The 22560-nt window shown below is 73.1% G+C and carries 20 protein-coding genes and 1 other RNA gene; 16 read left to right on the forward strand and 5 right to left on the reverse strand.

Translation table 11 applies throughout. The features are described 5' to 3' along the window. Positions 1 to 135 precede the first annotated feature (135 nt). Entirely contained in the window at positions 136 to 978 is an 843-nt protein-coding gene (locus tag QQX09_RS13390) for a potassium channel family protein (protein WP_301135632.1), read from the forward strand. A 9-nt stretch (positions 979 to 987) separates the two neighbouring features. Here the strand turns inward: QQX09_RS13390 and QQX09_RS13395 are convergent, their stop codons facing one another. Further along, positions 988 to 2019: a lysylphosphatidylglycerol synthase domain-containing protein gene (locus QQX09_RS13395; RefSeq protein WP_301135634.1), complete on the reverse strand. Its 1032-nt coding sequence runs from the start codon at positions 2017 to 2019 to the stop codon at positions 988 to 990. Between the two features lie 62 nt (positions 2020 to 2081). On the opposite strand from QQX09_RS13395, the gene QQX09_RS13400 reads away from it, so the two are divergent. The 7 genes from QQX09_RS13400 (at position 2082) to QQX09_RS13430 (ending at position 7978) form a co-directional block, all read left to right on the forward strand. Then, complete coding sequence (locus QQX09_RS13400) at positions 2082 to 2894, forward strand: Nif3-like dinuclear metal center hexameric protein (RefSeq protein WP_301135637.1); 813 nt, start codon at positions 2082 to 2084, stop codon at positions 2892 to 2894. An 18-nt stretch (positions 2895 to 2912) separates the two neighbouring features. Next, the gene (locus QQX09_RS13405) at positions 2913 to 3650 is read left to right on the forward strand and encodes a zinc ribbon domain-containing protein (RefSeq protein WP_301135639.1); all 738 of its coding nucleotides are present in this window, start codon (positions 2913 to 2915) and stop codon (positions 3648 to 3650) included. Next, complete coding sequence (locus tag QQX09_RS13410) at positions 3647 to 4513, forward strand: histidine phosphatase family protein (protein ID WP_301135641.1); 867 nt, start codon at positions 3647 to 3649, stop codon at positions 4511 to 4513. Before QQX09_RS13405 ends, QQX09_RS13410 begins: the two co-directional genes overlap by 4 nt. 145 nt (positions 4514 to 4658) lie before the next feature. Next, a complete protein-coding gene (locus QQX09_RS13415) occupies positions 4659 to 4904 on the forward strand; it encodes a CopG family transcriptional regulator (RefSeq protein WP_301135643.1) in 246 nt (81 codons plus the stop codon). Beyond that, on the forward strand, positions 4901 to 5245 hold the full coding sequence (locus QQX09_RS13420) for a type II toxin-antitoxin system PemK/MazF family toxin (RefSeq protein WP_301135645.1): 345 nt from the start codon (positions 4901 to 4903) through the stop codon (positions 5243 to 5245). The genes QQX09_RS13415 and QQX09_RS13420 overlap by 4 nt, the downstream gene beginning before the upstream one ends. Before the next feature lie 103 nt (positions 5246 to 5348). Further along, complete coding sequence (locus tag QQX09_RS13425) at positions 5349 to 6371, forward strand: nitroreductase family protein (RefSeq protein ID WP_301135647.1); 1023 nt, start codon at positions 5349 to 5351, stop codon at positions 6369 to 6371. Further along, complete coding sequence (locus QQX09_RS13430) at positions 6368 to 7978, forward strand: phenylacetate--CoA ligase family protein (protein WP_301135649.1); 1611 nt, start codon at positions 6368 to 6370, stop codon at positions 7976 to 7978. The genes QQX09_RS13425 and QQX09_RS13430 overlap by 4 nt, the downstream gene beginning before the upstream one ends. Before the next feature lie 113 nt (positions 7979 to 8091). On the opposite strand, the gene QQX09_RS13435 is transcribed toward QQX09_RS13430, so the two are convergent. Beyond that, entirely contained in the window at positions 8092 to 8955 is an 864-nt protein-coding gene (locus QQX09_RS13435) for a formate/nitrite transporter family protein (RefSeq protein WP_301135651.1), read from the reverse strand. A 154-nt stretch (positions 8956 to 9109) separates the two neighbouring features. Here QQX09_RS13435 and QQX09_RS13440 point away from each other — a divergent pair, with 154 nt between their 5' ends. Further along, on the forward strand, positions 9110 to 9895 hold the full coding sequence (locus QQX09_RS13440) for an SDR family NAD(P)-dependent oxidoreductase (RefSeq protein ID WP_301135653.1): 786 nt from the start codon (positions 9110 to 9112) through the stop codon (positions 9893 to 9895). Positions 9896 to 10082: 187 nt separating this feature from the next. After that, entirely contained in the window at positions 10083 to 10847 is a 765-nt protein-coding gene (locus QQX09_RS13445) for an SDR family NAD(P)-dependent oxidoreductase (RefSeq protein WP_301135655.1), read from the forward strand. Positions 10848 to 10862: 15 nt separating this feature from the next. Here the strand turns inward: QQX09_RS13445 and QQX09_RS13450 are convergent, their stop codons facing one another. Together QQX09_RS13450 and QQX09_RS13455 are read right to left on the reverse strand one after the other, a co-directional pair. Further along, positions 10863 to 11636, reverse strand: a complete 774-nt coding sequence (locus tag QQX09_RS13450) for a YaaA family protein (RefSeq protein WP_301135658.1) — start codon at positions 11634 to 11636, stop codon at positions 10863 to 10865. A 48-nt stretch (positions 11637 to 11684) separates the two neighbouring features. Beyond that, positions 11685 to 12866: an aminotransferase class I/II-fold pyridoxal phosphate-dependent enzyme gene (locus tag QQX09_RS13455; protein WP_301135661.1), complete on the reverse strand. Its 1182-nt coding sequence runs from the start codon at positions 12864 to 12866 to the stop codon at positions 11685 to 11687. A gap of 174 nt (positions 12867 to 13040) precedes the next feature. On the opposite strand from QQX09_RS13455, the gene rnpB reads away from it, so the two are divergent. The 5 genes from rnpB to QQX09_RS13480 all read left to right on the forward strand — a co-directional run bounded on the left by rnpB (position 13041) and on the right by QQX09_RS13480 (position 20217). Continuing rightward, positions 13041 to 13417, forward strand: an RNA gene (gene rnpB, locus QQX09_RS13460) — RNase P RNA component class A. A 56-nt stretch (positions 13418 to 13473) separates the two neighbouring features. Then, positions 13474 to 14508: a hypothetical protein gene (locus QQX09_RS13465; protein WP_301135663.1), complete on the forward strand. Its 1035-nt coding sequence runs from the start codon at positions 13474 to 13476 to the stop codon at positions 14506 to 14508. Positions 14509 to 14757: 249 nt separating this feature from the next. Continuing rightward, positions 14758 to 16908 (forward strand): DEAD/DEAH box helicase, encoded by a 2151-nt coding sequence (locus QQX09_RS13470; RefSeq protein ID WP_301135665.1) that lies wholly within the window; start codon positions 14758 to 14760, stop codon positions 16906 to 16908. Between the two features lie 89 nt (positions 16909 to 16997). Then, complete coding sequence (locus QQX09_RS13475; RefSeq protein ID WP_301135668.1) at positions 16998 to 18581, forward strand: bifunctional phosphatase PAP2/diacylglycerol kinase family protein; 1584 nt, start codon at positions 16998 to 17000, stop codon at positions 18579 to 18581. A 325-nt stretch (positions 18582 to 18906) separates the two neighbouring features. Then, on the forward strand, positions 18907 to 20217 hold the full coding sequence (locus QQX09_RS13480) for a S1C family serine protease (RefSeq protein ID WP_301135671.1): 1311 nt from the start codon (positions 18907 to 18909) through the stop codon (positions 20215 to 20217). A 15-nt stretch (positions 20218 to 20232) separates the two neighbouring features. Here the strand turns inward: QQX09_RS13480 and QQX09_RS13485 are convergent, their stop codons facing one another. After that, the gene (locus QQX09_RS13485) at positions 20233 to 21951 is read right to left on the reverse strand and encodes a CocE/NonD family hydrolase (RefSeq protein WP_301135673.1); all 1719 of its coding nucleotides are present in this window, start codon (positions 21949 to 21951) and stop codon (positions 20233 to 20235) included. A 147-nt stretch (positions 21952 to 22098) separates the two neighbouring features. Here QQX09_RS13485 and QQX09_RS13490 point away from each other — a divergent pair, with 147 nt between their 5' ends. Further along, the gene (locus QQX09_RS13490; RefSeq protein WP_301135676.1) at positions 22099 to 22560 is read left to right on the forward strand and encodes a hypothetical protein; all 462 of its coding nucleotides are present in this window, start codon (positions 22099 to 22101) and stop codon (positions 22558 to 22560) included.

A 22560-nucleotide genomic window follows, 5' to 3' on the forward strand; every position in this document is an offset into this window, starting at 1 on the left:
ACCTATTTGAGGGCGGCGTGCCCGGGACGTGGGTCCCGACCGCGCTTCTGGGCGCCTCGCGGCGGCGTGCGGCGGGACGATGCGCCTCCCGCGCTAGCCTCGACGCAGACGGAGGCATGCGGAGGGGAGCCGGCGGTGACATTCGATCTCGGGGAGCACGAGGGCGGGCTGCGCAAGGGCGAGAAGTACAACGCGTTCGCCAAGCGCGCGGACGGCGCCATGGCGGTCCTCGCGTTCGTCTTCCTCATCGTGTGGTCGACGCGCATCGTCCTGCGCGACGAGCTGCCCGGGGGAGTGCGCGCGACGCTGCTCACCATCCAGGGCGCGATCTGGCTGGTGTTCCTCGCGGACCTCGTCATCCGCGTCGCGCTCCACGAGCAGCGCTTCAAGTTCCTGCTCACGCATCCGCTCGACGTGATCGCGGTGATCATCCCGGCGGCGCGGCCGCTCAAGGTCCTCTCGGTCTTCGCCTCGGGCACGATGCTCGCGAGCCGCAAGGGCGTGGTGAAGTCCACGCAGGCGGTCCTCATCGCGGTGCTGCTGCTCCTGTGGATCGCATCCGTCGCGATCCTCGAGGCCGAGCGCGGGCACCAGGACGCTCAGATCGAGAACTTCGGCGACGCGATCTGGTGGGCGCTGGTCACGGTCACCACGGTCGGCTACGGCGATCTCGCGCCCGTGACGGTCCAGGGACGCATCATCGCGACCATCCTCATGCTGCTGGGCATCGCGCTCATCGGTATCGTCACGGCCTCCGTGGCCGCGTGGTTCGTCAGCCTCACCCAGGGCGAGGAGGAGCAGCGGGACGATGCGCGCGAGGAGGCACGCGAGGAGGTCACCCGCCAGCAGCTCCTGTCGCGCATCGGCGACCTCGAGGCGAAGCTCGACGAGATCGCGGGTCGCGGCGGGCCCGGCGCGTCCGGTCTGCCGCACCTCACGCCCAAGCCGCCCGGCGACGCGGGCCCGCGCTCGAGCTGAGCGCGGGCCTCAGCCCGTCGCCGCGGCCGCGCGCCGCATCGACCAGCGCCACCACGCGAGCGACAGCGCGCCGATGACGAGCGTGCCGCCGAGCGAGACGGCCCGCCACACGAGCGTGCCGGCGACGAGGGTGGCCTCGGGAACGGCCGGGGTGTCGGTGAGCCACGCCGCGATGAGCGCCGCGTCGAGCACGCCGAACCCCAGGAACGGCAGGATCGTCAGCGGGTACAGCAGCAGGAAGACGCCGAGGATCTCCACCGTGGACAGGCTCGCCCCGACGCCCACGAGCCGGAGGCTCGCCAGCAGGATGAGGCCCTCCGCGACCACGCCGCCGAGCCCGAGCGCGATCGACGGCATGAGGTGACGCCGGTAGGACTCGGAGACGCGCTCGCGGAAGCCGCCGACCGCCGCCGCCCACTCGGCACCGTCCGCCGGCCTGCCGAAGCGCGTGACGATGCGCGCGCCCAGGCGGCCCAGCGTGTGCGCCCACCGCTCCGACCGGACCACCAGCGTCAGGGCGACCAGGATCGCGGCCGCGATGCCCAGCGAGGCGATCGCGAACCACCACTCGTGGAGCTCGATGCCGCGGATCGCGAGCACGCCGAGCCCGAGCACGGGCGCGAGGAAGCGCACGCCCCAGAACACGACCGTCGTGAGCGTGACGCCCGCCATCCCGTCGACGGGGTCGATGCGCCACGAGCGGAACATGCCCACCCGCAGCACGAGGTCCGAGGGCGGCGGCGCGAGGGTCGCCACGAGGTTGGCGGCCATCTCGTTGTGGAGGGCGCGCCGCCAGCCGAGGCCCTCGACGACGCGCGCGAGCGGCGCGGAGCTCAGCAGCTGGCGGAGCAGGAGCAGGGCGACCAGCAGCGGCGGGCTCCACCACGGCAGGGTGCCGAGCGCCTCGCCCACCGCCGTCCAGTCGACCTGGGAGCCGAGCGAGTAGAGCGCCCACAGCACCGCCGCCACCACGACGGTCGTGACGACCCGCCGCCACACGTGGGCACGGCCGTTCGCGGGGCGGTCTGCAGGCGCGGGCACCTCGTCATGCTATCGACGGGCCGCGCGCCGCGGCCGGGACGTGCGCCGAGTAGCCTTGCCCCATGACCTCCGTGGCCGATGTGATGGACGCACTCGAGAAGCGCTTCCCCCTCGACCTCGCGGAGGACTGGGACGTCAACGGTCTGTGCGTCGGCCGGCCCGACGCCGAGGCCACGCGCGCGCTGTTCGCGGTCGACCCGACCATGGCCGTGGTGCAGGAGGCCGTCGAGGCCGGCTGCGACATCATCGTCACCCACCACCCGCTGCTGCTGCGCGGCGTCACGACGGTCCACGCGGGCACCCCGAAGGGCGCGGTCATCCACGCGCTCATCGAGAGCGGCATCGCGCTGTACAACGCCCACACGAATGCCGACCACGCCGGCACCGGCGTCGCCGAGGCCCTCGCCGAGGTGCTCGGCGTCTCGGGCGCGCTGCCGCTGATCCCTCTGCGGGACGATGCGGAGCAGGGGACCGGGCGCATCGGCCGCCTCGACACGCCCATCACCCTGCGCGCCTTCGCCGAGCGTGCCGCGACCGTGCTGCCCGAGACCTCGCACGGCGTGCGCGTCGCGGGCGACCTCGACGGCACCGTGCAGACCATCGCCGTCGTCGGCGGCTCGGGGGACTCGTTCCTCGCCGCCGCGCGCGAGGCGGGCGCGGACGTCTACCTCACCGCGGACCTGCGCCACCACCCGGCGTCCGACGCCCGCGAGGCCGCGCTGCTCGGCGACGGCCGCCCCTACCTCGTCGATGTCGCCCACTACGCGTCCGAGTGGACCTGGCTGGAGGCGGCCGCCGAGTACCTCGGCGACGCCACCGGCATCGACACCCTCGTCTCGACCCTCACCACCGACCCCTGGACCGCGCGCTTCTAGCGCGAAGGAGAACCACCCGTGCCCAACGCCCCCGCCGCCGACCAGATCCGCCTCCTCGACGTGCAGGACATCGACCTGCGTGTCCAGCAGGCCCGCCACCGTCGCGACCACCTTCCGGTGCTCGCTCAGATCGACGAGCTCACGGCCCGTGTGACGGACCTCGACGAGGCCCGCGTCGCGACCGCGACCAAGGCCTCCGACCTGCGCCGCGCCGTGCAGAAGGCCGAGGACGACGTCCAGGTGGTCCGCGACCGCGCGGCGCGCGACAACGCGCGCCTCGAGGCGGGCCAGGGCACCCCCAAGGACCTGCAGGCGCTCCAGGCCGAGCTCGCCGTGCTGGGCCGCCGCCAGGAGGCCCTCGAGGACGTCGAGCTCGAGGCCATGGAGGCGCTCGACGCCGCCGAGAAGGAGCACGCCTCCGCCAAGGAGCAGGTCGAGGCGATCGAGGCGCAGATCGCGACCCTCGCCGCGGAGCGCGACGCCGCGTGGAAGGACCTCGACGCCGAGCTTGCGACGCTCGCCGACGAGCGGACCGCAGCCGCGGTCGGGCTCGACGCCGGGCTGGTCGCGCTGTACGAGAAGCTGCGGGCCAGCCACGGCGGCATCGGCGCGGCCGCGCTCGCGCAGGGCCAGTGCCTCGGCTGCCGCACGGTGCTCAACCCCGGCGACCTGCGCGACATCGAGGCGAGGCCCGCGGACGCGATCGTCCGCTGCGAGGAGTGCAGCCGCATCCTCGTGCGCGGCGCCGCCAAGTGAGCGAGGGGACGATGCGCGGGGAGGGCGAGCCGGGCGAGACCCAGGTCGAGCCCGCCGTCCCTCACCACGCCCGCCGCTTCGACGACGGCACCGACCTCGGCGGCGAGGCGCCGTCCGACGTGCCCGCCGCATCGTCCCCCGCGCCGCGCGTCCAGTCGCCCTTCTCCCCGGACGAGGAGGACCTGGTCGCGCCGCTCACGCTCGTCCTGGTCCGCCACGGCGTCACCGAGATGACCACCTCGCGGCGGATGTCCGGCTCGGGCGTGCCCGGGCCCGCGCTCAGCGGTCAGGGCCGCATCCAGGCGGCGAAGGCCGCGGACCTCGTCTATGGCATGGGCCGGCGCACCTGGATGCACCTGCCGCATGTCACGCGCCTTCTCGCGTCGCCGATGGTCCGCACGCAGGAGACGGCCGCGTCGGTGGGTCGCCGCATCGGCGCGCACGTGGAGACCGAGGCGCGCATCAAGGAGGTCGACTTCGGCGCGTGGGAGGGCCTCACCGTCGCGGAGATCATCGAGCGCGACGGCGACGCGATCCATGCGTGGCGCCGCGCCGAGACGTCCGCCCCCGGCGGCGAGTCCATCGCCGAGGTCGGCGCGCGCGGCTACGCGGTCGTCGAGGAGCTCGCGCGCGAGCACGCGCATCGCTGCATGTCCGGCCGCGACCTGCCGCGCGGCGTCGCGCTGGTGTCCCACGCCGTGGCGATCAAGTCGATCGTGGGCGTTGCGCTGGGGATGCCCGCGGCGCACTGGGGATCGATCTGGCCGTCGCCGGCGTCGACCTCGATCCTCCAGGTGCGGGCCCGCAAGGACGGGTCGATCGCCGAGCAGCACGTGCTCGCGGTGGGCGTGCCGGTCGAGTAGGCGGGACGATGTGCGGGGCGCCGCGCGTGCGGGGCGCGCCGGGTGGGACGGGCGGCGTGTCGCGGCGGACGCGATGATCGCTCCGCGCTGTTTCAGGAATTCCGAGAACAGCGCGGCGTCGGTATAACGAGTGATACTTCTGGGTGTGAAGACCGCGATCTCCCTACCCGACGGCGACTTCGAGCGTTTCGAGCGCATCGCCGCGCGCCACGGGATGAGCCGCTCGCAGTTCTATCGGCTCGCCGCCGGCCGTCTGGCCGACGAGCTCGAGGGCGGGTCGGAGCTGACGGCCGTCGCCAACTCGGTGCTCGAGCGTGAGGGCGTCAGGGCGCTCGAGACCCCCTTGCTGAGCGAGTCCGAGCGCATCGTGCTGGAAGGCTCCGACTGGTGATCGCTCGCGGCGATGTCGTGTGGGTCGACTTCGGGGTGCCGCGCGGCTCCGAGCCTGCGAAGCGCCGCCCGGCCGTGGTCGTGCAGGCCGACTGGCTGCTGGCGACCGCGGCCGCCACCGTGCTGGTGGTCCCGCTGACGTCGAACATCGGGCTCGAGGCCTTCCCGGGCAACGTGCGGGTGCCGCAGGAGGCGAGCGGTCTCGACCGCGATGCCGTCGCGGTGGTGTCGCAGGTCGGCCCCGTGGGTCGCGAGCTCATCGACCCGTTCCCCGTCGGCCATGTGCCGATCCACCTGATGCGCGAGCTTGGCGAAGGGGTTCGTCTGACCCTCGACGTGTGACGGCCGAGACGCTGGCGTTCCTCTCCTACCAGGCCCGACGCCCTCTGTGAAGCCCCCACATGGGGGCTACCCGTCGGCGGTGCCGCCCCCTACGCTCACGCCCATGACCGCATCGTCGGGGCCATGGCTCCCTCTGCTCGAGCACGTCCGCCGGTACCCGTCCCCGCATAACTCGCAGCCCATCCGGGTGCGGGTGCTGGACGGGTCGCGGGCCGACGTGTTCTACGACCTCGACCGGGGGCTGCCCGCGGAGGACTTCGGCATCCCCTTCGGGCACGTGTGCGCGGGCGTGTTCCTCGAGTCGCTGCGCGTCGTCGCCGCGGAGGCCGGGTACGGCGTCGAGGAGGCGCTCGAGCTCGAGGAGATGGACTTCGAGGCCTCGGACCGGCTTCATCGTCTCGGGACGGTGACCCTCGTGCCGCAGCAGCCGGGGGCGGCGGACCTGCGGGTGGCCGAGGCGTTCCGTATGCGCCGCACCAACCGTCGGCCGTACGACGATCGCCCCGTGCCGCGCGTGGACCTCGAGGAGGTCCAGGACCTCGCCGCCGGGCTCGGGCAGCGGTTCACGTGGAGCGGCGAGGCGCGCGTGGTCGCGCCGCTCATCCGCACCAACCAGGAGACCCTGTTCGACGATCTGCGCAACGACGCCGTCTACGCCGAGATCATGGAGTGGCTGCGCTTCTCCGAGCGTGATGCCGTCGAGCGAGGCGACGGGCTCAGCGCCGCGGCGATGCTCATGCCCGGGCCCCTGCTGCGCTTCGCGATGGGCCACCGCGGGCTGTGGCAGGCGCCCGTGATCGGCGCCGCGATCCGCGCGATGTACCTGAGGACGATGCGCGGGGTGCGCCAGCTCGCATGGTTCGAGGGGCCCTTCGACGGGCCGCGCGACTACGTCGAGGCCGGCCGAGTGTTCATGCGGTGCTGGCTCGAGCTGACGGCGCGCGGCGTGTCTCTGCACCCGTTCGGCACCGTCATCACCAACCCCCGCTCGCACGCGCGCTTCGTCGAGATCGCCGGCGCGGACGAGTCCGACGGCCGGATGGCCTGGATGCTCGTCCGGCTCGGCTACGCCAAGACCCCGCCCGTCGCCCACCGGCGCCCGCTCGAGGAGATGCTCGTCGCATGAGAGGCCTGCTCAAGTACCCCGCCTTCGCCGGGATCGCGGCGCTCGACGCCGTGATCCGCGTGCTCGCACGCAAGCCGACGACGCATCGTCTCCTCCTGGGCCCGGGCATCGAGCCGCTGCGCTGGTGGCTCGGACGCGCACGAGCGTGGCGGACCTTCCACGTCGCCTCCCGCCGCGTGCCCGCGTACCGCGCGTTCCTCGCCGAGGCGGGTCACGGGCCGGACCTCGCCAAGGGGGGCTCGCTCGCCGACGCGCTCGGTGCGCTGCCCGAGATGGACAAGGCGGGCTACATCGCCCGCTGGACGGTGGTGGAGCGCAGCCTCGACGGCCGCCTGCCGCGGCGCGGTGTGGTGGTGGACGAGTCCTCGGGCTCCTCCGGCGTGCCCACCAGCTGGGTGCGGGGGCCGGACGAACGCCTCGCGACGCGCCAGCTGCTGCAGATGGGCTACTCGCGGACGTCCCGCACCCTGACGAAGCAGCCGTTCGTGCTCAACTGCTTCTCGCTCGGGGCCTGGGCGACCGGGATGAACATCTCCGCCTCGCTCACCGAGATCACGATGATGAAGTCGATCGGACCCGACCGCGACAAGGTGGTCCAGACGATGCGCGAGTTCGGCCCGGGCTTCACGTACGTGATCCTCGGATACCCGCCCTTCCTCAAGGCCCTGTTCGAGGACGACCGGCTCGACTGGTCGGGCTACGACATCGTCACCGCATTCGGCGGCGAGGGGATCAGCGAGCGGATGCGCGCGATCATCGGCAAGAACGCCGCCGCGGTGTTCGGCTCGTACGGCGCCTCGGACCTCGAGATCAACATCGCGATCGAGACGGACTTCTCGGTGCAGCTGCGGCAGGCGATCGCCGCGTCGCCGGAGCTCGCGGCACGCATCACGAAGCGCGACGAGTACGGCGTGCTGCCCATGGTGTTCCAGTTCAACCCCTTCGACTACCTCATGGAGTCGAACGAGGCGGGCGAGCTGCTCGTCACGATCACGCGCGGCAGCAACATCAACCCGCGCATCCGGTACAACATCCACGACCGCGGGCACACGTTGCGGCTGCGCGACCTCGACCCGGTCCTCGACGAGCTGGGGCTGTCCGAGGTGACGCGGGCGCGCATCACCGACCTGCCGCTGCTGTTCCTCTACGGCCGCTCGGACATGTCGGTCGACTTCAACGGCGCGGTGGTCGCGCCCGACACCGTGCGCGACGCGATCTACGACGCACCGGGCCTCGCCGACGCGATCGAGAACCACCGGCTCGTCAGCTACGAGGACGCGCGCGGCGACCGCCAGCTCCACATCGCGCTGCAGCGCATCGAGCGCGGTCCGGAGGTCGACGAGGCCGCGGTGGGGGCGCTGCTCTTCGCGGCGATGCGGCGCGCCAACGGCGACTTCTCGAACGCCATCCGCACGTCTCCCGACGGCACGCTGCCGACGATCGCGGTCTACCCGTACCGCACGGGGCCGTTCGCCAACGACGGCGCGAAGCTCAAGAACGAGTACGTGTGGATGCTCGACACCGGCGAGCACGAGGCCTGGGGGCTGCGCGCGGGGTTCACGGCGCCGCGGCACGTCGCGGCGACGCGGGGGACCGCTGCGGGCTGACGGACCGGTCCGCAGCACCAACCGGCGTACCGGTCCGGACCTTGCGCGCGCGAGCAGGCGCGACGGAGCCCGGCGCGGGATACGTACGCCGGTGCGGCGCGTTGCGCGACGCGCTACTCGCCGTCGTCGGCGTGACGCGCGAGCTGCTTGCGCAGGTAGCGGCGGTCGTCGTTGGCGTACGCGTAGTACCAGCCGATGAGCAGCCCGCCGCCGACGAAGTTGCCCAACAGCACGATGCCCAGCTGGGCGAGCGCGAGGCCGTAATCGAGGCCGTGGGTGAGGGCCGACACCGTGAAGACCACGGTGTTCGCGACCGAGTGCTCGAAGCCCACGAAGGCGAAGACGAAGACGCTCATCACCATCGCGACGATCTTGGTGAGGTCCTCCTTGATCACGCCGTTGTAGACGAGCAGCATGCCCAGGTTGATCATGAAGTTGCACAGCACGGCGCGCATGAAGAGGTCGGACATGCCCGCGAGGCCGTGGTCGAAGTACTCGAGCTTGTGCTCGACGGCGGCGTCGAGCTGGGCGCCCATCGCGCCGTCGGCCATGCTCGACCCGGCGACCATGATGGCGAGCGCGAGGCCGCCGATGAAGTTGCCGCCGTAGCACATGAGGAGGATCCGCAGCGATTTGAGCGGCGTGGTCCGGCGGTAGTACGCGCCGATGGACACGATCATCATGTTCGACGTCAGCAGCTCGGACTTGCTGTAGTAGATGAAGACGAGCGCGAAGCCGAAGACCATCGAGCCGACGATCTTGCCGACGTTGAGCCAGTCGCCGTCGCCCACGCTCTCGAACGCCGCGTTCACCGCGAACGTCGTGAGGTACATGACGCCGATGATCACGCCGGCCATCGCGGCGCGCATGAGGTACACGCGGGCCAGCCCGCCGCTCATCGCGGTCTTCGTCTCCAGCGCATCGAGCACGGTCGAGATGAACTGCTTGCCTGGGAACAGCCGGCTCGTATCGCTCATGGCCCCAGGCTCCCACAGTGCGACGGGGACGGGGCGGGACCTCGCCCGGCAACCACCCGGGACCCGACAGTCACACCCTTCACCCTTGTCATTGGCAATCAATGGCGGCGGCCGGACGTTGCCCTAGAGGAGCATCTTCTCGAGAGGAGATCCGATGTCCACAGCACTGAGGCCGCCGTCGGCCTACGAGGACCCGATCGTCGCGCGTCGTTCGCTCGCGGGGAAGCGGGTGCTGGTGGTCGGCGGATCGTCGGGATTCGGACGCCAGGTCGCGCTCGACTCGGCCCTCGCCGGCGCCGACGTCGTGGTGGTGGGGCGGGACTCCGCCAAGACCCACGCGACCGCGCAGGAGGCGGGCGCGCTCGCGCGGGGCAAGGCGAGCGCGCTCGCCATCGACGTGAGCTCCGACCGCGGACGCCGCGAGCTGGTCGAGGCGGTCGGCGAGGTCGACCACGTGGTGTCGACGCTCGGCGGGCGCCTCGAGGACGACGTCCCCGAGGACGAGGAGGACGTCGTCCGGGAGATCGCGCGCAGGAAGGTCCACCACAACCGGCACCTGGTCGACGCGCTCGCGGGCAGCGTGCGCGAGGGCGGGTCCTTCGTGCTGACCGCCGGCTCGACCCGGGGCAACGGCGGCGAGGGCGCCCGCGCGATGGTCGCCGGCAACGAGGAGATAGAGCAGCTGGTGCGCGAGAAGGCGCTCATGCTCGCGCCGGGGCTGCGCGTCAACGCGGTCGCGCCCACGTGGACGCAGACGCCGCTGTGGAAGCACCACTCGGACGCGGACGTCGTGGCGATGCGCCGGGAGATGGAGGCACGCATCCCGCTCGGCCGCACCGCGGACATCCGCGAGGTCGCACGGGCGTACCTCTTCCTCATGACGAGCGACTTCGTCACCGGCCAGACCATCGCGGTCGACGGCGGCTACTCCCTCACCTGACCGTCACCTCGCCGCGCACGCCGCGGTAACCGGCGTATGGATCCGGGTTCTGCTGGCGAACGGCCTGGTCACGGTGGATGAGGTCGGGACGATGCGCCGGTTGCCGCGGCGCGGGCAGCGTCGCGTCCGAGGAATCCCGGTCGCGCCGCAGGCGTTCGTACCGGTGCACACCCCCGGAAGGAGCACCATGCCGCACCCGTCCTCGTCCACCCGCCCCCGCATCGTCCCCGGCATCCTCGACGGCGCCACCGTCGTGGTGGTCGGCGGATCCTCGGGCTTCGGCCGGCAGGTGGTGCTCGACGCCGCCGAGTCCGGCGCGCGAGTCGTGGTGATCGGGCGCGACGCGGCCAAGGCGGCGGACGTCGCGCGCGAGGCAGGCGCGCTCGGCGGCGAGGCCGTCGCGCTCGGCGCGGACGCGACCACGCCCGCCGGTCTCGAGGCGATCGCGGCGGCGGTGGGGGAGGCGGACCACCTGGTGTCGACGCTCGGCGGCGCGATGGGCGGCGGGTTCATGGAGGCGTCCTTCGCCGAGATCCGCGCGACGGTCGAGGGCAAGGTCTTCGACAACCTCGCGCTCGTGCGCGCCCTCGCGCCTCGGCTGCGCGCGGGCGGCTCGATCACGCTCACGGCCGGCACCGGCGGCTCGCCCGCGACCGCGTCCGGGGCCTACCTCGGCAACGAGGGCATCGCAACGCTCGTGAGGGGCCTCGCGGTCGAGCTCGCGCCTCGGCTGCGCGTCAACGCGGTCGCGCCCACCTGGACACCGACGCCGCTGTGGCGCGACGTGCCCGAGGCGGATGTCGCACGGACCAGGCGGCACTTCGACGAGGTGATCCCGCTCGGGCGCACCGGCGACGTGGAGGAGGTCGCTCAGGCGTACCTGTTCCTCATGACCTGCGGCTTCGTCACCGGTCAGACGCTCGCGGTCGACGGCGGCATGGCCCTCGTCTGATGCCGGAGGCGCGTCTCAGCCGGCGATGACGAGCGTGAGCTCGTCCGGGCCCTTCGCCTTCGCGGTGAGGGTGACGTCGACGAGGGCGTCGCCGATCATGCCGGCCGCCGCGTCGGCGAGGTCGGCCGCGGTCTCGGGCCGCGCATCGTCCCGCACGAGGTGCGCCGCGAGGAGGCCCCGCGTGTGCTTCGCCATGTGGCTGACCACCGCGCGCTTGCCGTTGAGCTCCCGCTGCACGGAGACGGCGACCCAGGGGGACTCGGCGGGGCGGTAGGCCGCGACGTACGAGGCGCTGCGGCAGTCGATGACGAGGCCGCCGTCGGCGAGGGCGTCCAGCTCGGCGGGCAGGTGCTTCTTCCAGTAGGTCGCGAGGCCTCCGAGCCGGCCCAGGCTGGTGCCCATCGAGAGGCGGTACGCGGGGATGCGGTCGGCGGGGGAGACGGCGCCCCACAGCGCCGACACGATCCGCACGCTCTCGCGCGCCTTGTCGAGGGTCGCGGCGTCCCAGTCGGCCATGCCGGCGGCGTCGTAGAGGACGCCCGTGTAGACGGTGGACGATGCGGCGGCGGGGTTGTCCCACACCGTCCGGTTGCGCTCGACCTCCTGGTGGAGGGACGCGCCGACGCCGAGCGCCTCCATCGCGTTGCGCTGACCGCTGACCTTGGCGAGCGCGTCGCCCACGCGGCGGCGGTGCGCCTCGAGCGCGGGGTGGGACAGGACGGCGAGGTCGACCGGGGCTCCCGAGGCGGGGGCGGTCTTGCCCTCGGAGGGCGGGAGCAGGATCAGCACGGGGACCAGGGTAGGCGGTCGCGGGGGCGCCGCCGCGCGCCGTCCGTCCTAGGCGGACCGCAGCGACCCCAGCCACCTCTCGAGCCGATCGAGGCCCTCGACGATGTCGGCGTGCGACGCGGCGTAGGACAGACGCACGTGCGTGTCGCCGTGCGTGGCCCCGAAGTCGCGACCGGGGGTCAGCGCGACGTGCGCCTCCCGCAGCGCGCGCCCGCAGAGGTCCCACGCGTCCAGGCCGGTCCCGGACACGTCGGCGAACGCGTAGAACGCGCCGTCCGGCGCCGAGGGCACGGGCAGACCGATGCGCGCGAGCCCGTCGAGCATCGTGCCGCGGCGGGCGAGCAGGTCGAGGCGGCGCTCCTCGGCCTCCGCGAGCGACTCCGGCGTGAAGGCCTCGAGCGCGGCGATCTGCACGGGGGCCGACGCGGAGAGGAAGTAGTTCTGAGCGAGGCGCTCGACCGGCGTGACGAGCGCCTCGGGCAGCACGCACCACCCGAGGCGCCAGCCCGTCATCCCGAAAGCCTTGGAGAAGGAGTTGAGGACGATCGCATCGGGGTCGTGGGCGAGGACCGTGCGCTGGGGCGAGCCGTCGGGGTCGCGGTCGGCGGTGTCGAGGTAGATCTCGTCGACCAGCCGCCACGCACCGCGCTCGCGGGCGAGGTCGGAGATGGCGGCGAGCTCGTCCCGGGGGATGGTGGTGCCCGTCGGGTTCGACGGTGTCGCGACCATCACGACACCGGTCGCGGGCGTCCATGCCTGGTCGACCAGGTCGCGGGTGAGCTGGAAGCGCGTGGCGGGAGAGGTGGGCACCGCGACCGCGCGGCCGCCGAACGACGCGACGATCTGCCGGTTGCACGGGTAGCTCGGGTCCGCCATGAGCACGTCGGTGCCCTCGTCGACGGTCGCGGCGATGGTGAGGACGAGCGCCGCCGAGGCGCCCATCGTGACCGCGATGCGCGCGGGATCCACCTCGACACCGTGGCGGTCGCGGTAGAAGCTGGCGATCGCGGCCCGCAGCTCCGGCGTGCCCTGCGACGACGTGTACGCGAGGCGACGCCCGTCCATCGTCCCGACCATCGCGCGCCGCACCGCGGCCGGGGCGCCGAAGTCGGGCTCGCCTAGGTTGAGGCGGACGATGCGGTGGCCGGCGGCCTCGAGCTCGCTCGCGAGGTCGCCGAAGGCCATCGCGTGGAACGGCTCGATCGCCTGCGCGCGCCGCGAGACCTGCATGGTCGCTCCTCCGGTCGGGTCCGGGCACCATCCTCCCGGATGCCCGTCGCCAACCGCCGTACGGATCGCGGGCCGATACGTGGCACCAGGGCAGATGCCGGGCAGGTGCGATCGGTACGCCGGTTGCAGCGGGGTGCCACGAGGTGGGCGCGCCCGGTATCCTTGCAGGGCGGATGAGCTGGCCAGGCGGCCGCGTGGCCCCCTCGGGGGTCCCGAGGAACGTCCGGGCTCCGCAGGGCAGGGTGATGGCTAACGGCCACCCGGGGTGACCCGCGGGACAGTGCCACAGAGAGCAGACCGCCTCTCGACCTCGGTCGGGAGGTAAGGGTGAAAGGGTGAGGTAAGAGCTCACCGCGCGACTGGTGACAGGAGCGGCAAGGTAAACCCCACCCGGAGCAAGGCCAGACAGGATGCGTTCGAGGGCTGCCCGCCCGAGCATCCGGGTAGGTCGCTAGAGGCGTACGGCAACGTGCGTCGTAGATGGATGGCCGCCCCTCGTGAGCGGCGACGCGAGCGAGCGACAAAACCCGGCGTATCGGCCAGCTCATCCGCTCTGCCCGGCGTGACGTCGCTGGTGCCCCGGGTCGTCGCCGCTAGTCTGCCCGCCATGACGGATGGGATCGCGGAAGCTGGGGGAGCGGCGCGAGGGCGCCTGACGGAGGGCTGGAGCGTGATCGCCGCGACCCCGCGGATGCGTCGTGCGTATGGCCTCTACGCGCTCGCGGGCGCGTTGCTCTCGTGGATGACCGGGGCGGCGATGATCGCCGCCGGCCAGTGGTTCTACGGCGTGGTCTTCGCGATCCTCGGGAGCCTTCTCGGGATGGTGCTCGTGCGTACCGTGTCAGGGGAGCTGCGCGCGACCGACGAGGGGCTGATCATCCGCACCGTATGGACCGATGTCGCCGTCGCCTACAGCGAGGTCGCCGAGGTGGCGATGACCCGGCGGGGCAACGTGCTCGTGGTGAGGACTGCGGGCGGGGCCTTTGCGGCGGCCGCCGTCGATCGCCTCCACCGGGGCGAGTGCGGGCCTGGGTGCATCGACCACGCACGGCTCCGTGCGGCGCTGCCCGACGTGCTGGTGTCCCGGATCCCGCCGGAGCGGATCGACTGGCACGAGTCCGCCTCGGTGCGGTACGCCCCGGACATGGCGTCGCGGCGTCGACGTCCGCAAGGGTCCGACATTGCATACGCTCTCGGGGGCCTGGCGGCGGTGGTGCTCGGACGGTACGTCGACGTCAGCCGCGTCGACGTCATGAGCGTGTTCTTCTTCGCGGTCGGCGGGCTCATGCTCGGCTTCGGCGCGTGGATGGGCCGACGCATGCGTGACCCGCAGTTTCGCGCCGACTACTTCGCGCGCTTGGCGGTGAACGCCGGGTCGCGCGACCGCTGTACGAGGGCATTCCTGACCCGCGGTTTCTACGTGGGGGCGGTCGCTCTCGCGCTCTACGCCGTCGCGTTCCTCCTCGTTGGCGCCTCGTGGCTTCTGCAGGGCGGAGTGTGGCTGGAGAACGTCGGGCTCGCCGTGTTCGCCGCCGGGACGCTCGCTCTGCTCGCGAGCGGCGTGGTGGCTCTCGCGCGCCGCCCTCGGCGCTGGATCCCCGAGGAGTTCCGTGACCGCCGGGCGGAGGCGTCACGCCGCTGACGCGCCGGACGCCCGCCTCTCGCGGGTCCCGGCCCGCACGCCGTACAATGCAGACGCACCAGCGATCGCGCCACGGCGCGACACGCATCCGCCCGCCTCGGCATCGGCACCGGCCGACGCTCCGCCGGCCCATCTGACGGGCCCGCGGTCCGCGCGAGGACACCGAGGGGCAGGATCCCGCGCATCCGCGGGCATCCCCGGGCGGCGCATCGTGCCGCACAGGCGGCACGGGATCGAGTAGGAGAAGAAGTGTCACGAGCAGGGCAGCGACGGTCCGGAGGCTCGCGCAGCGGCGGCGGCACCACGCGCCGGCGCTCGGCGCGCCCGACCGAGAAGGGCCTCATCCCGCTCCTCGCGGCGCTGACCGGCGAGGTCGACCGCGCCGTCAAGCAGCCGCCCACGCGCGGCGCCGCGCGCACCAAGTTCCAGGTGGTCGCGCTGCTCGTGCGCGAGGAGCGCGCCCGCGTCAAGGCGGACGATGCGCTGTCCGCCTCCAAGCGCGACGAGGAGCGCCGGCGCCTCGACGGTGTCGCGACCATGCTCGCCAAGATCGCCGCCCGCGACACCTCCCTCCTCGCGCTGCTCGCCGAGGACGCGCGCGTGTCCGACTCCGCCCGCGACTACAAGGCGACCGTGCTGCGCGCGGCCGGCCGCGAGGTCGAGGAGGAGCCCGAGCCCCCGGCGCCGGTCACCCCGCCTCCGGGCAACGACAAGCGCGTGGTGCCGCAGTCGGCGATCTCGCGCCAGCTCGCCAACCCGTTCCTCGCCCCCGACTTCTCCGCCGCGGGGGAGCGGGCCGCCGCGCGCCCCCGCCGCCTCGCCGGCTGGGAGCTCCTCGACCCGCTGTTCCGCTCCTTCGAGCAGGACGCCCCCGGCGCGCGCGCCTGCATGGCGCTGCCCGAGACCCCCGCATCGTCCACCCCGCCCGTGCGCCTGCCGCTCGGCCGCGAGCTCATGCCCCACCAGACCCAGCTCGTCACGGCCGCCTCGCGCGGCCACCGCACGTTCCTGCTCGCCGACGAGCCCGGCCTCGGCAAGACCGCCCAGGCGCTGCTCGCGGCGCAGGCCGCCGACGCCTACCCGCTGCTCGTCGTGGTGCCCAACGTGGTCAAGGCGAACTGGGCGCACGAGGTCGAGCTGTGGACACCGCACCGGCGCGCGACCGTGGTCCACGGCGACGGCGACGAGGTCGACGCCTTCGCGGACGTCGTGATCATCAACTACGACATCCTCGACCGGCACGTCGGCTGGTTCGGCGAGCACGGCTTCCGCGGCATGGTCCTCGACGAGGCGCACTTCATCAAGAACAAGGGCTCCCAGCGCTCGCAGCACGTCCTCGAGCTGTCGGAGCGCATCCGCCAGCGCACCGCGCGGCCCCTCCTCATGGCGCTCACGGGCACCCCGCTCATCAACGACATCGAGGACTTCCGGGCGATCTGGCAGTTCCTCGGCTGGGTCGACGAGGACAAGCCGCTCGGCGGGCTCATGACCGCGCTCGAGGACACCGGACTCATCCCCACCGACCGCGGCTGGTACGGCGCCGCGCGTGCGGCGGTGGTGGACCAGGGCATCGTGCGTCGCCGCAAGGCGGACGTCGCTGCTGACATCCCCGCCCGCCGCGTGGCCGACCTCCCGGTCGAGCTCGACGGACCCCTTGGCCGGTCCATCCGCGCCGCCGAGGCCGCGCTCGCGGCCCGCATGGTGGACAGCTACAGGCGTGCCGTGCAGGCGCGCACCGGAGACACGGACGGCGTCGACCTCGACCTCGCACGGCGGATCGCCGCGGCCGAGCTCAAGGACGCGAGCTCGAAGAAGAAGGGCGAGAACGTCTTCACGATGGTCCGCCAGATCGGCCAGGCGAAGGCCGGGCTGGCCGCGGACTACGCGGTGCAGCTCGCGCGCAACGTCGGCAAGGTCGTCTTCTTCGCCAAGCACGTCGACGTCATGGACGAGGCCGAGCGCATCTTCGCCGACCGCGGGATCCGCTACGCCTCGATCCGCGGCGACCAGACGGCGAAGGCCCGCAAGGAGAATGTGGCGGCCTTCACCGAGGACCCCGACGTGCAGATCGTGGTGTGCTCGCTCATGGCGGCCGGCGTGGGGCTCAACCTCCAGGTCGCCTCCAACATGGTGCTCGCGGAGCTGTCGTGGACGGACGCCGAGCAGACGCAGGCCATCGACCGCATCCACCGCATCGGCCAGTCCGAGCCGGTCACGGCGTGGCGCATCATCGCCGCGCAGACCATCGACGCCAAGATCGCGCAGCTCATCGACAGCAAGTCCGGGCTTGCGGCCCGCGCGCTCGACGGCGCCGCGGTGGACGATGCGGCATCGTCGGCCGACGTCCAGCTCGAGGCGCTGATCGCTCTCCTGGTCGAGGCGCTCGAGGCGGAGGGCTGACGCGCCCGGGGCTCGTCCCTGTCTCATCGACGCCGCCTCCGCGTAGGGTGTGGGGACGCGCCCACGGCGCGCGAACCAGGAGGTAGTCGATGACTTCGGCGGGAGCGCAGGACCACGTGCCGGCCCGGCGTTCCTTCGAGCCCGCCGTGTTCTGGCTCGCGCTCGCCGCCTTCGTCGCGTGGACCATCGCCGTCACGACCGGCTGGGCCGACCGCACCGTCGACACCTGGCTGCCCGCGTCGACCGTGCCGGCGCGGAGCTACCTCGGCCAGGTGCTGGAGGCCTTCTCGCTCGCCACCAGCCCGATCTTCGTGACCCTGGTGACCGCGTCGCTCGCGCTGCGCTCGTACCGCAGGCGCCAGCGCCAGGTCGCGGTCGCGCTCACGGTCGCCGCGCTGGGCATGCCGCTCGCGCAGATCCTCCGTAGCGTGATCGCGCGGCCCCGCCCGGAGGGCGCCTTCGCGGACTCGCTGTCCGCCGCGGGCTCGTCGTACCCGTCGGGCCATGTGCTCGCGGTGACGATCCTGGTGTGGGTGCTCGTGACGGTCGCGAACGCGCAGCGGCTGTCCACCGCCTCGCGCGTGCGGGTCAGGGTGCTCGGGGGCGCGCTGATCTTCTTCACGTGCCTCGACCAGTGGGCGCTCGGCGCCGTGCGCCTGTCGGACATGGTCGGGGGCTGGCTGTTCGGCATGGTGATCGCGTCCGCAGCGCTGTGGATCAGCGGGATCGAGCGGAGCGACCTGCCGTGGCGGCGGCGCCGGGCCGCCGATCGGTCCGGCAAGCGCGCGGCGGTGATCTACAACCCCACGAAGGTGCTCGAGTTCGACCAGTTCCGCCGCCGCGTGGGCGCTGCCATGGCCGAGGCCGGGTGGGAGATGCCCGTGTGGCTCGAGACCGAGCAGGACGATCCCGGCCACCAGATGGCCCGGGACGCCCGCGCGAGGGGCGTCGACCTGGTGCTCGTCGCCGGCGGCGACGGGACGGTGCGTGCGGTGTGCGAGGAGCTGGCGGGCGGCGGCGTCCCCGTGGCGATCATCCCCGCCGGCACCGGCAACCTTCTCGGCCGCAACCTCGGGGTGCCGCTCGACGAGGACGAGGCGCTGGACACCGCCCTCAACGGCGTGCCTCAGCCGGTCGACATGATCCGCTGGTCCGCCGGCGGCACGCATGCGACGTTCGCCGTCATGGCCGGCGTGGGCCTCGACGCGCAGATCATGCGGGACACCGACCCCCGCCTCAAGAAGGTGGTCAAGGGCGGTGCCTACGTGGTCGCCGGCATCCGCCAGGTGGGCACCGAGCCGTTCAAGGCGAGGATCAAGGTCGACGGGCGTGTGGTCCACGACGGCAGCGCCATCATGGCGCTCGTGGGCAACGTCGGGAAGCTGCAGGGCGGGGTCAACCTGCTGCCCGAGGCGCAGGCCGCGGACGGTCGCCTCCATGTCCTGGTCGCGCGCGCCAGGGGCGTGCGCGGGTGGGTGCAGCTGGTCGGCACCCTCGGCAAGGATGGTCCCGGCTCGCCGATGCGGAGGGTGTCCGGCACGCGGGTCGAGGCGGAGCTCGACCGCGAGGTGCCGTTCCAGATCGACGGCGACACCGAGGGGTCGACGCGGGCGTTCTCGGCCGAGGTGCTGCCGGAGGCGCTCCTGGTGATGGCTCCGCGCCCCGCGGACTGAGCCTTCTCGCGCATCGTTCGGGCGGCAGACGCCCCGCTCGACGCGTGATTCGTGCGGAGTTCGTCACACTGCGCGACACGTGCCACGGCCTGCGGGGCGATGTGCACGGGCGCCCATAACGTGGTCACGCGGCTCCTCGCCAGTTGCCCCCCAGCCTGGCGAGGAGTCGCCCAGGCGGCCGCCGCGTCGCGCGCCCGCCGCACCCTCGCCCGCGCTCTGACGGCGCCGTCCGCCCTCGTTCTTCGCGAACTCCCGGAATCCTCCGAGCCTCCTCCCGGTCTGCCCGAGTGGAGTGGTATCAGGACAGCATCCCGAGGAGGACACGATGAGCGACGAGACGCCCGCACCTGCCGCACCGGTGACGATCGAGCCGGAGCCCGAGGCCCCGCCGCGGAGGCGCTTCCGCGGACGCCACGCGGCCGTCGCGGCCGCGGCCTCCGCGCTCGTGCTCGGCGCCGTCGCGACGGGCCTGACCACCACCGCGGTGAGTCCCACGACGTCCACGACGACGGCCGGGGCCGCCGCGCTCGAGGCCGATGCGCCCGCGAGCCTCGGGGACACGTCGGCTCTCCCCGCCGTGCCTGGCGGCGCGGCCCGCCTCCCGTCCGGCGGCACCTGGCCCGGCGACGGGTCGACGGCGGGCGGCGGCGCATCGTCCGGCGCGGCGGCAGCCACCCAGGAGGAGGCGACCGCCGCGAGCGACACCGAGGCGACCGGCATCGTGCTCATCGACACGGTGCTCGGCTACGACGACGCCGAGGCGGCCGGCACCGGCATGGTGCTGACGAGCGACGGCCTGGTCCTCACCAACAACCACGTCATCGAGGACTCGACCGAGATCTCCGTCACCATCGCGGACACGGGCGAGACGTACGCGGCGACCGTGGTGGGCGTGGACGATGCGGACGACGTCGCGCTGCTCCAGCTCGACGGCGCCTCGGGCCTCACCACAGTGACGGTCGACGACGACGGCGTCACCGCGGGCGACGACGTCACCGCGGTGGGCAACGCCGAGGGCGGCGGCGTGCTCATGGCGGCGGACGGCTCGGTGACCGCGCTCGAGTCGTCGGTCACCACGTCGGCCGACTTCACGACCGCGAGCGAGACCCTCGACGGCATGATCGAGTTCTCCGCCGACGTGGTCGGAGGCGACTCGGGCGGCGCGCTGCTCGACGACGAGGGCGAGGTGATCGGCATGACCACCGCGGCGTCCACCGGCACCGCCGTCACCACCGCCTTCGCGATCCCCATCGAGGACGCGCTCGCGATCGTCGCGCAGATCCAGGCCGGCGACGAGTCCGACGGCGTCACCCTCGGCTACCCGGCGATGCTCGGTGTCGCGATCGCGAGCGACCAGCAGTTCGCCTTCGGCCCCGGCGGGCGCGCCGCGCAGGCCTCCACGACCGAGGGTGCCGAGGTGCAGTACGTCTACGCCGGTACCCCGGCCGCGGACGCGGGCCTCGCGGCGGGAGACGTGGTCACGGACGTCGACGGCACCGCGGTCGCGAGCGGCTCGGAGCTCGCCGCGCTGCTCGACACGTACGAGCCGGGCGACTCCGTCACGATCGGCTGGACCGACGCGGCCGGGGCGGCCCAGGCCGCGACCGTCACCCTCATCGAGGGGCCCGCGATCTAGGGATGCGGCGCCCTGTCAGGCTCCCTCGCCGGACGCGGGGGAGCCCGACGCGTCGCGTGCCGCGTCTCGCACCGGCAGCTCGAGACGCGAGGCGTGCGGGCCCTCATGCGAGAGCTCCACGTGCGCCACGACGGTCTCCTCCGCGGTGAGCGCCCGCTCGCCCGTGCCGGGGTTGCGGGAGTAGCGCGGGTGCGCGCCGGAGGAGACCTGGACGCTCACGCGGTGGCCCGGTAGGAACCGGTGGAACGTGGGCCACAGGCGCACCTCGACCTCCCGGAACCCGTCGGCGTCCGGCTCGGGGTCCGATGCGGCGGTCGCCACCGAGCCCACGCGTCGGATCCCGTCGCAGACGGTCATGGAGCGGCCGTCGGGGTGCACGTCCGTGAGCCGCACGAAGACGTCGACGCTCGGCGCGGTCGCGCGCACCCGGATGCGCGCGACGGGCTCGCCGGCGACGTCCAAGGGCGCCGCGAGCGTCGCGCCGCGGAACACCGCGACGTCCGCGCGCGACTCGTGCGCGGCGTTGTCGACCGGGCCGCTGTCGGGGTTGAGGCTCGGGCCGCCGACCGCGGGCGTCGGCTCCTGGGGGTCGTAGTCGTAGGCCGTGGTCCCGCCGCGGGGGCTGCCGGTCCCGAACGTGCCGTCCGGGTGCAGGAACCAGGCCTGCGGCACCGCATCGGCGGGCGGCCACTCCTCCAGGTCGTGCCACGCCTCGGCGCCGGTCTGGAAGGCCCGGACCAGGCTCGCGCGAGTGGACGGCTCGTCCGAGAAGGTCGAGCGCAGCAGGTCGAGCGTGTCGAGGTGCGCGGGCGCGTTGAGGCCGGGGGAGACGTGGCCCCACGGCCCGAGCGTGAGCCGCGGCGCGTTGCCCGCCGCGACGAGCCGTCGGTGGCTGCGCAGCTGCCACGGCAGGAAGATGTCGTACCAGCCCGTCACCATCGCGATCGGCGCGGTGACGTCGGTCACCGACGCGGTGTGCGACTGCTGCGTCCAGTACTCGTCCGCGAGGCTCTCGTGACGCAGCCAGTCCTGGTACCAGTGGACCGTCTCGCCCGCGGCCGCACGGTCGCCCGCACCCAACGGAAGGACGTCGAAGGCCCGCGCGAGCCGACGGTCGGGCAGCGCCTGCCCGAGCAGCGCCAGCCCGCCCTTGCGCATCCGCACCATCATGCGCGTCCAGCCGAGCGAGTTGCGCAGCGAGAAGGCCCCGTTGTCCCACGTGACCGCGCCGAAGTCGGGCATCGTGATGAGCATGATGTGGGCGTCCGGCGCGAGCGCGGGCTCCTCCGTCGCTAGCCGGCCGGCGACCGCCCACTGCGTGTAGCCCATGTAGCTCTGGCCGTACATCACGAGGCGGCCCGTGAACCACGGCTGTGCCCGCAGCCATCGGACGGTGTCGATGCCGTCGCGCTGCTCGTCGACCTGCGGCGTGAAGGTGCCCGCCGAGCCCCACGTGCCGCGGCACGACTGGAACACCACCGGGTAGCCCTCGTAGGCGAGCATCCGCGCCGCGTCCGCGAGCGGGCCGCGCCGCCCGTACGGGCCGCGGATGAGGATGGTGGGGAGCGTCGCATCCGCCTCCAGGGGGACGATGCGGTCGGCGAGCAGCACCGTGCCGTCCGTCATGGGGACCTCGAGGTCGCGCTCGATCCGGATGTCGTGCGGCCCCGGTGCCACGCCGCGATGCGAGCGCGCGTCCAGCGCGCGGGTGATCCGCTGGCGAAGGGTGGTCATGCTGCTCCTCGGGACGTTCGCGGGTGTGCCGTTCCCAGGCTAGGGGTGCCTCGAGGGTGGGGGGGACCTCAGGCTGACATGGGGTGTCAGAAGCGGACCTACGATGTCCCGGTTGCCCGGACCGGGCCCTGACACGAAGGAACGCACATGCGCATCACCCCTGGCGCCAAGACGGCGCTCGTCGCCGCCACCGCCGGCCTCCTCCTGACCGCCTGTGCGGCCGACACCGACAGCGCGGCGGAGTCGAGCGCGAGCGCGTCCGCCGATGCGGCGCCGAACGTCGCGGCGATCGTCGCCGATGTCAACACCGTCACGGGCTGCGAGGCCTTCGGCGGCACCTGGGCCGGCGGCAAGGTCGCCGGAGAGGGCGTCGTCGCGGGCTGGGAGTACACCTGCGACGTCGACGGCGACGACGTCGTCGAGACCACGCTGAGGATCTACGCCGACGACGCGGACCTCGAGACCGACCTCGCGACCGTCGAGGCCGCTTCGACCGACACCGCGATCGTCCAGGGCTCCGGCTACCTCGTCGCCACCACCGACTGGTCGCACCTCTCCAGCCTCGTCGAGACCGATGTCGAGCTCGTGCGCGAGCTGCCCACGGAGTAG

The organism is Demequina litoralis, from assembly GCF_030418455.1.
GTDB classification, from domain to species: domain Bacteria; phylum Actinomycetota; class Actinomycetes; order Actinomycetales; family Demequinaceae; genus Demequina; species Demequina litoralis.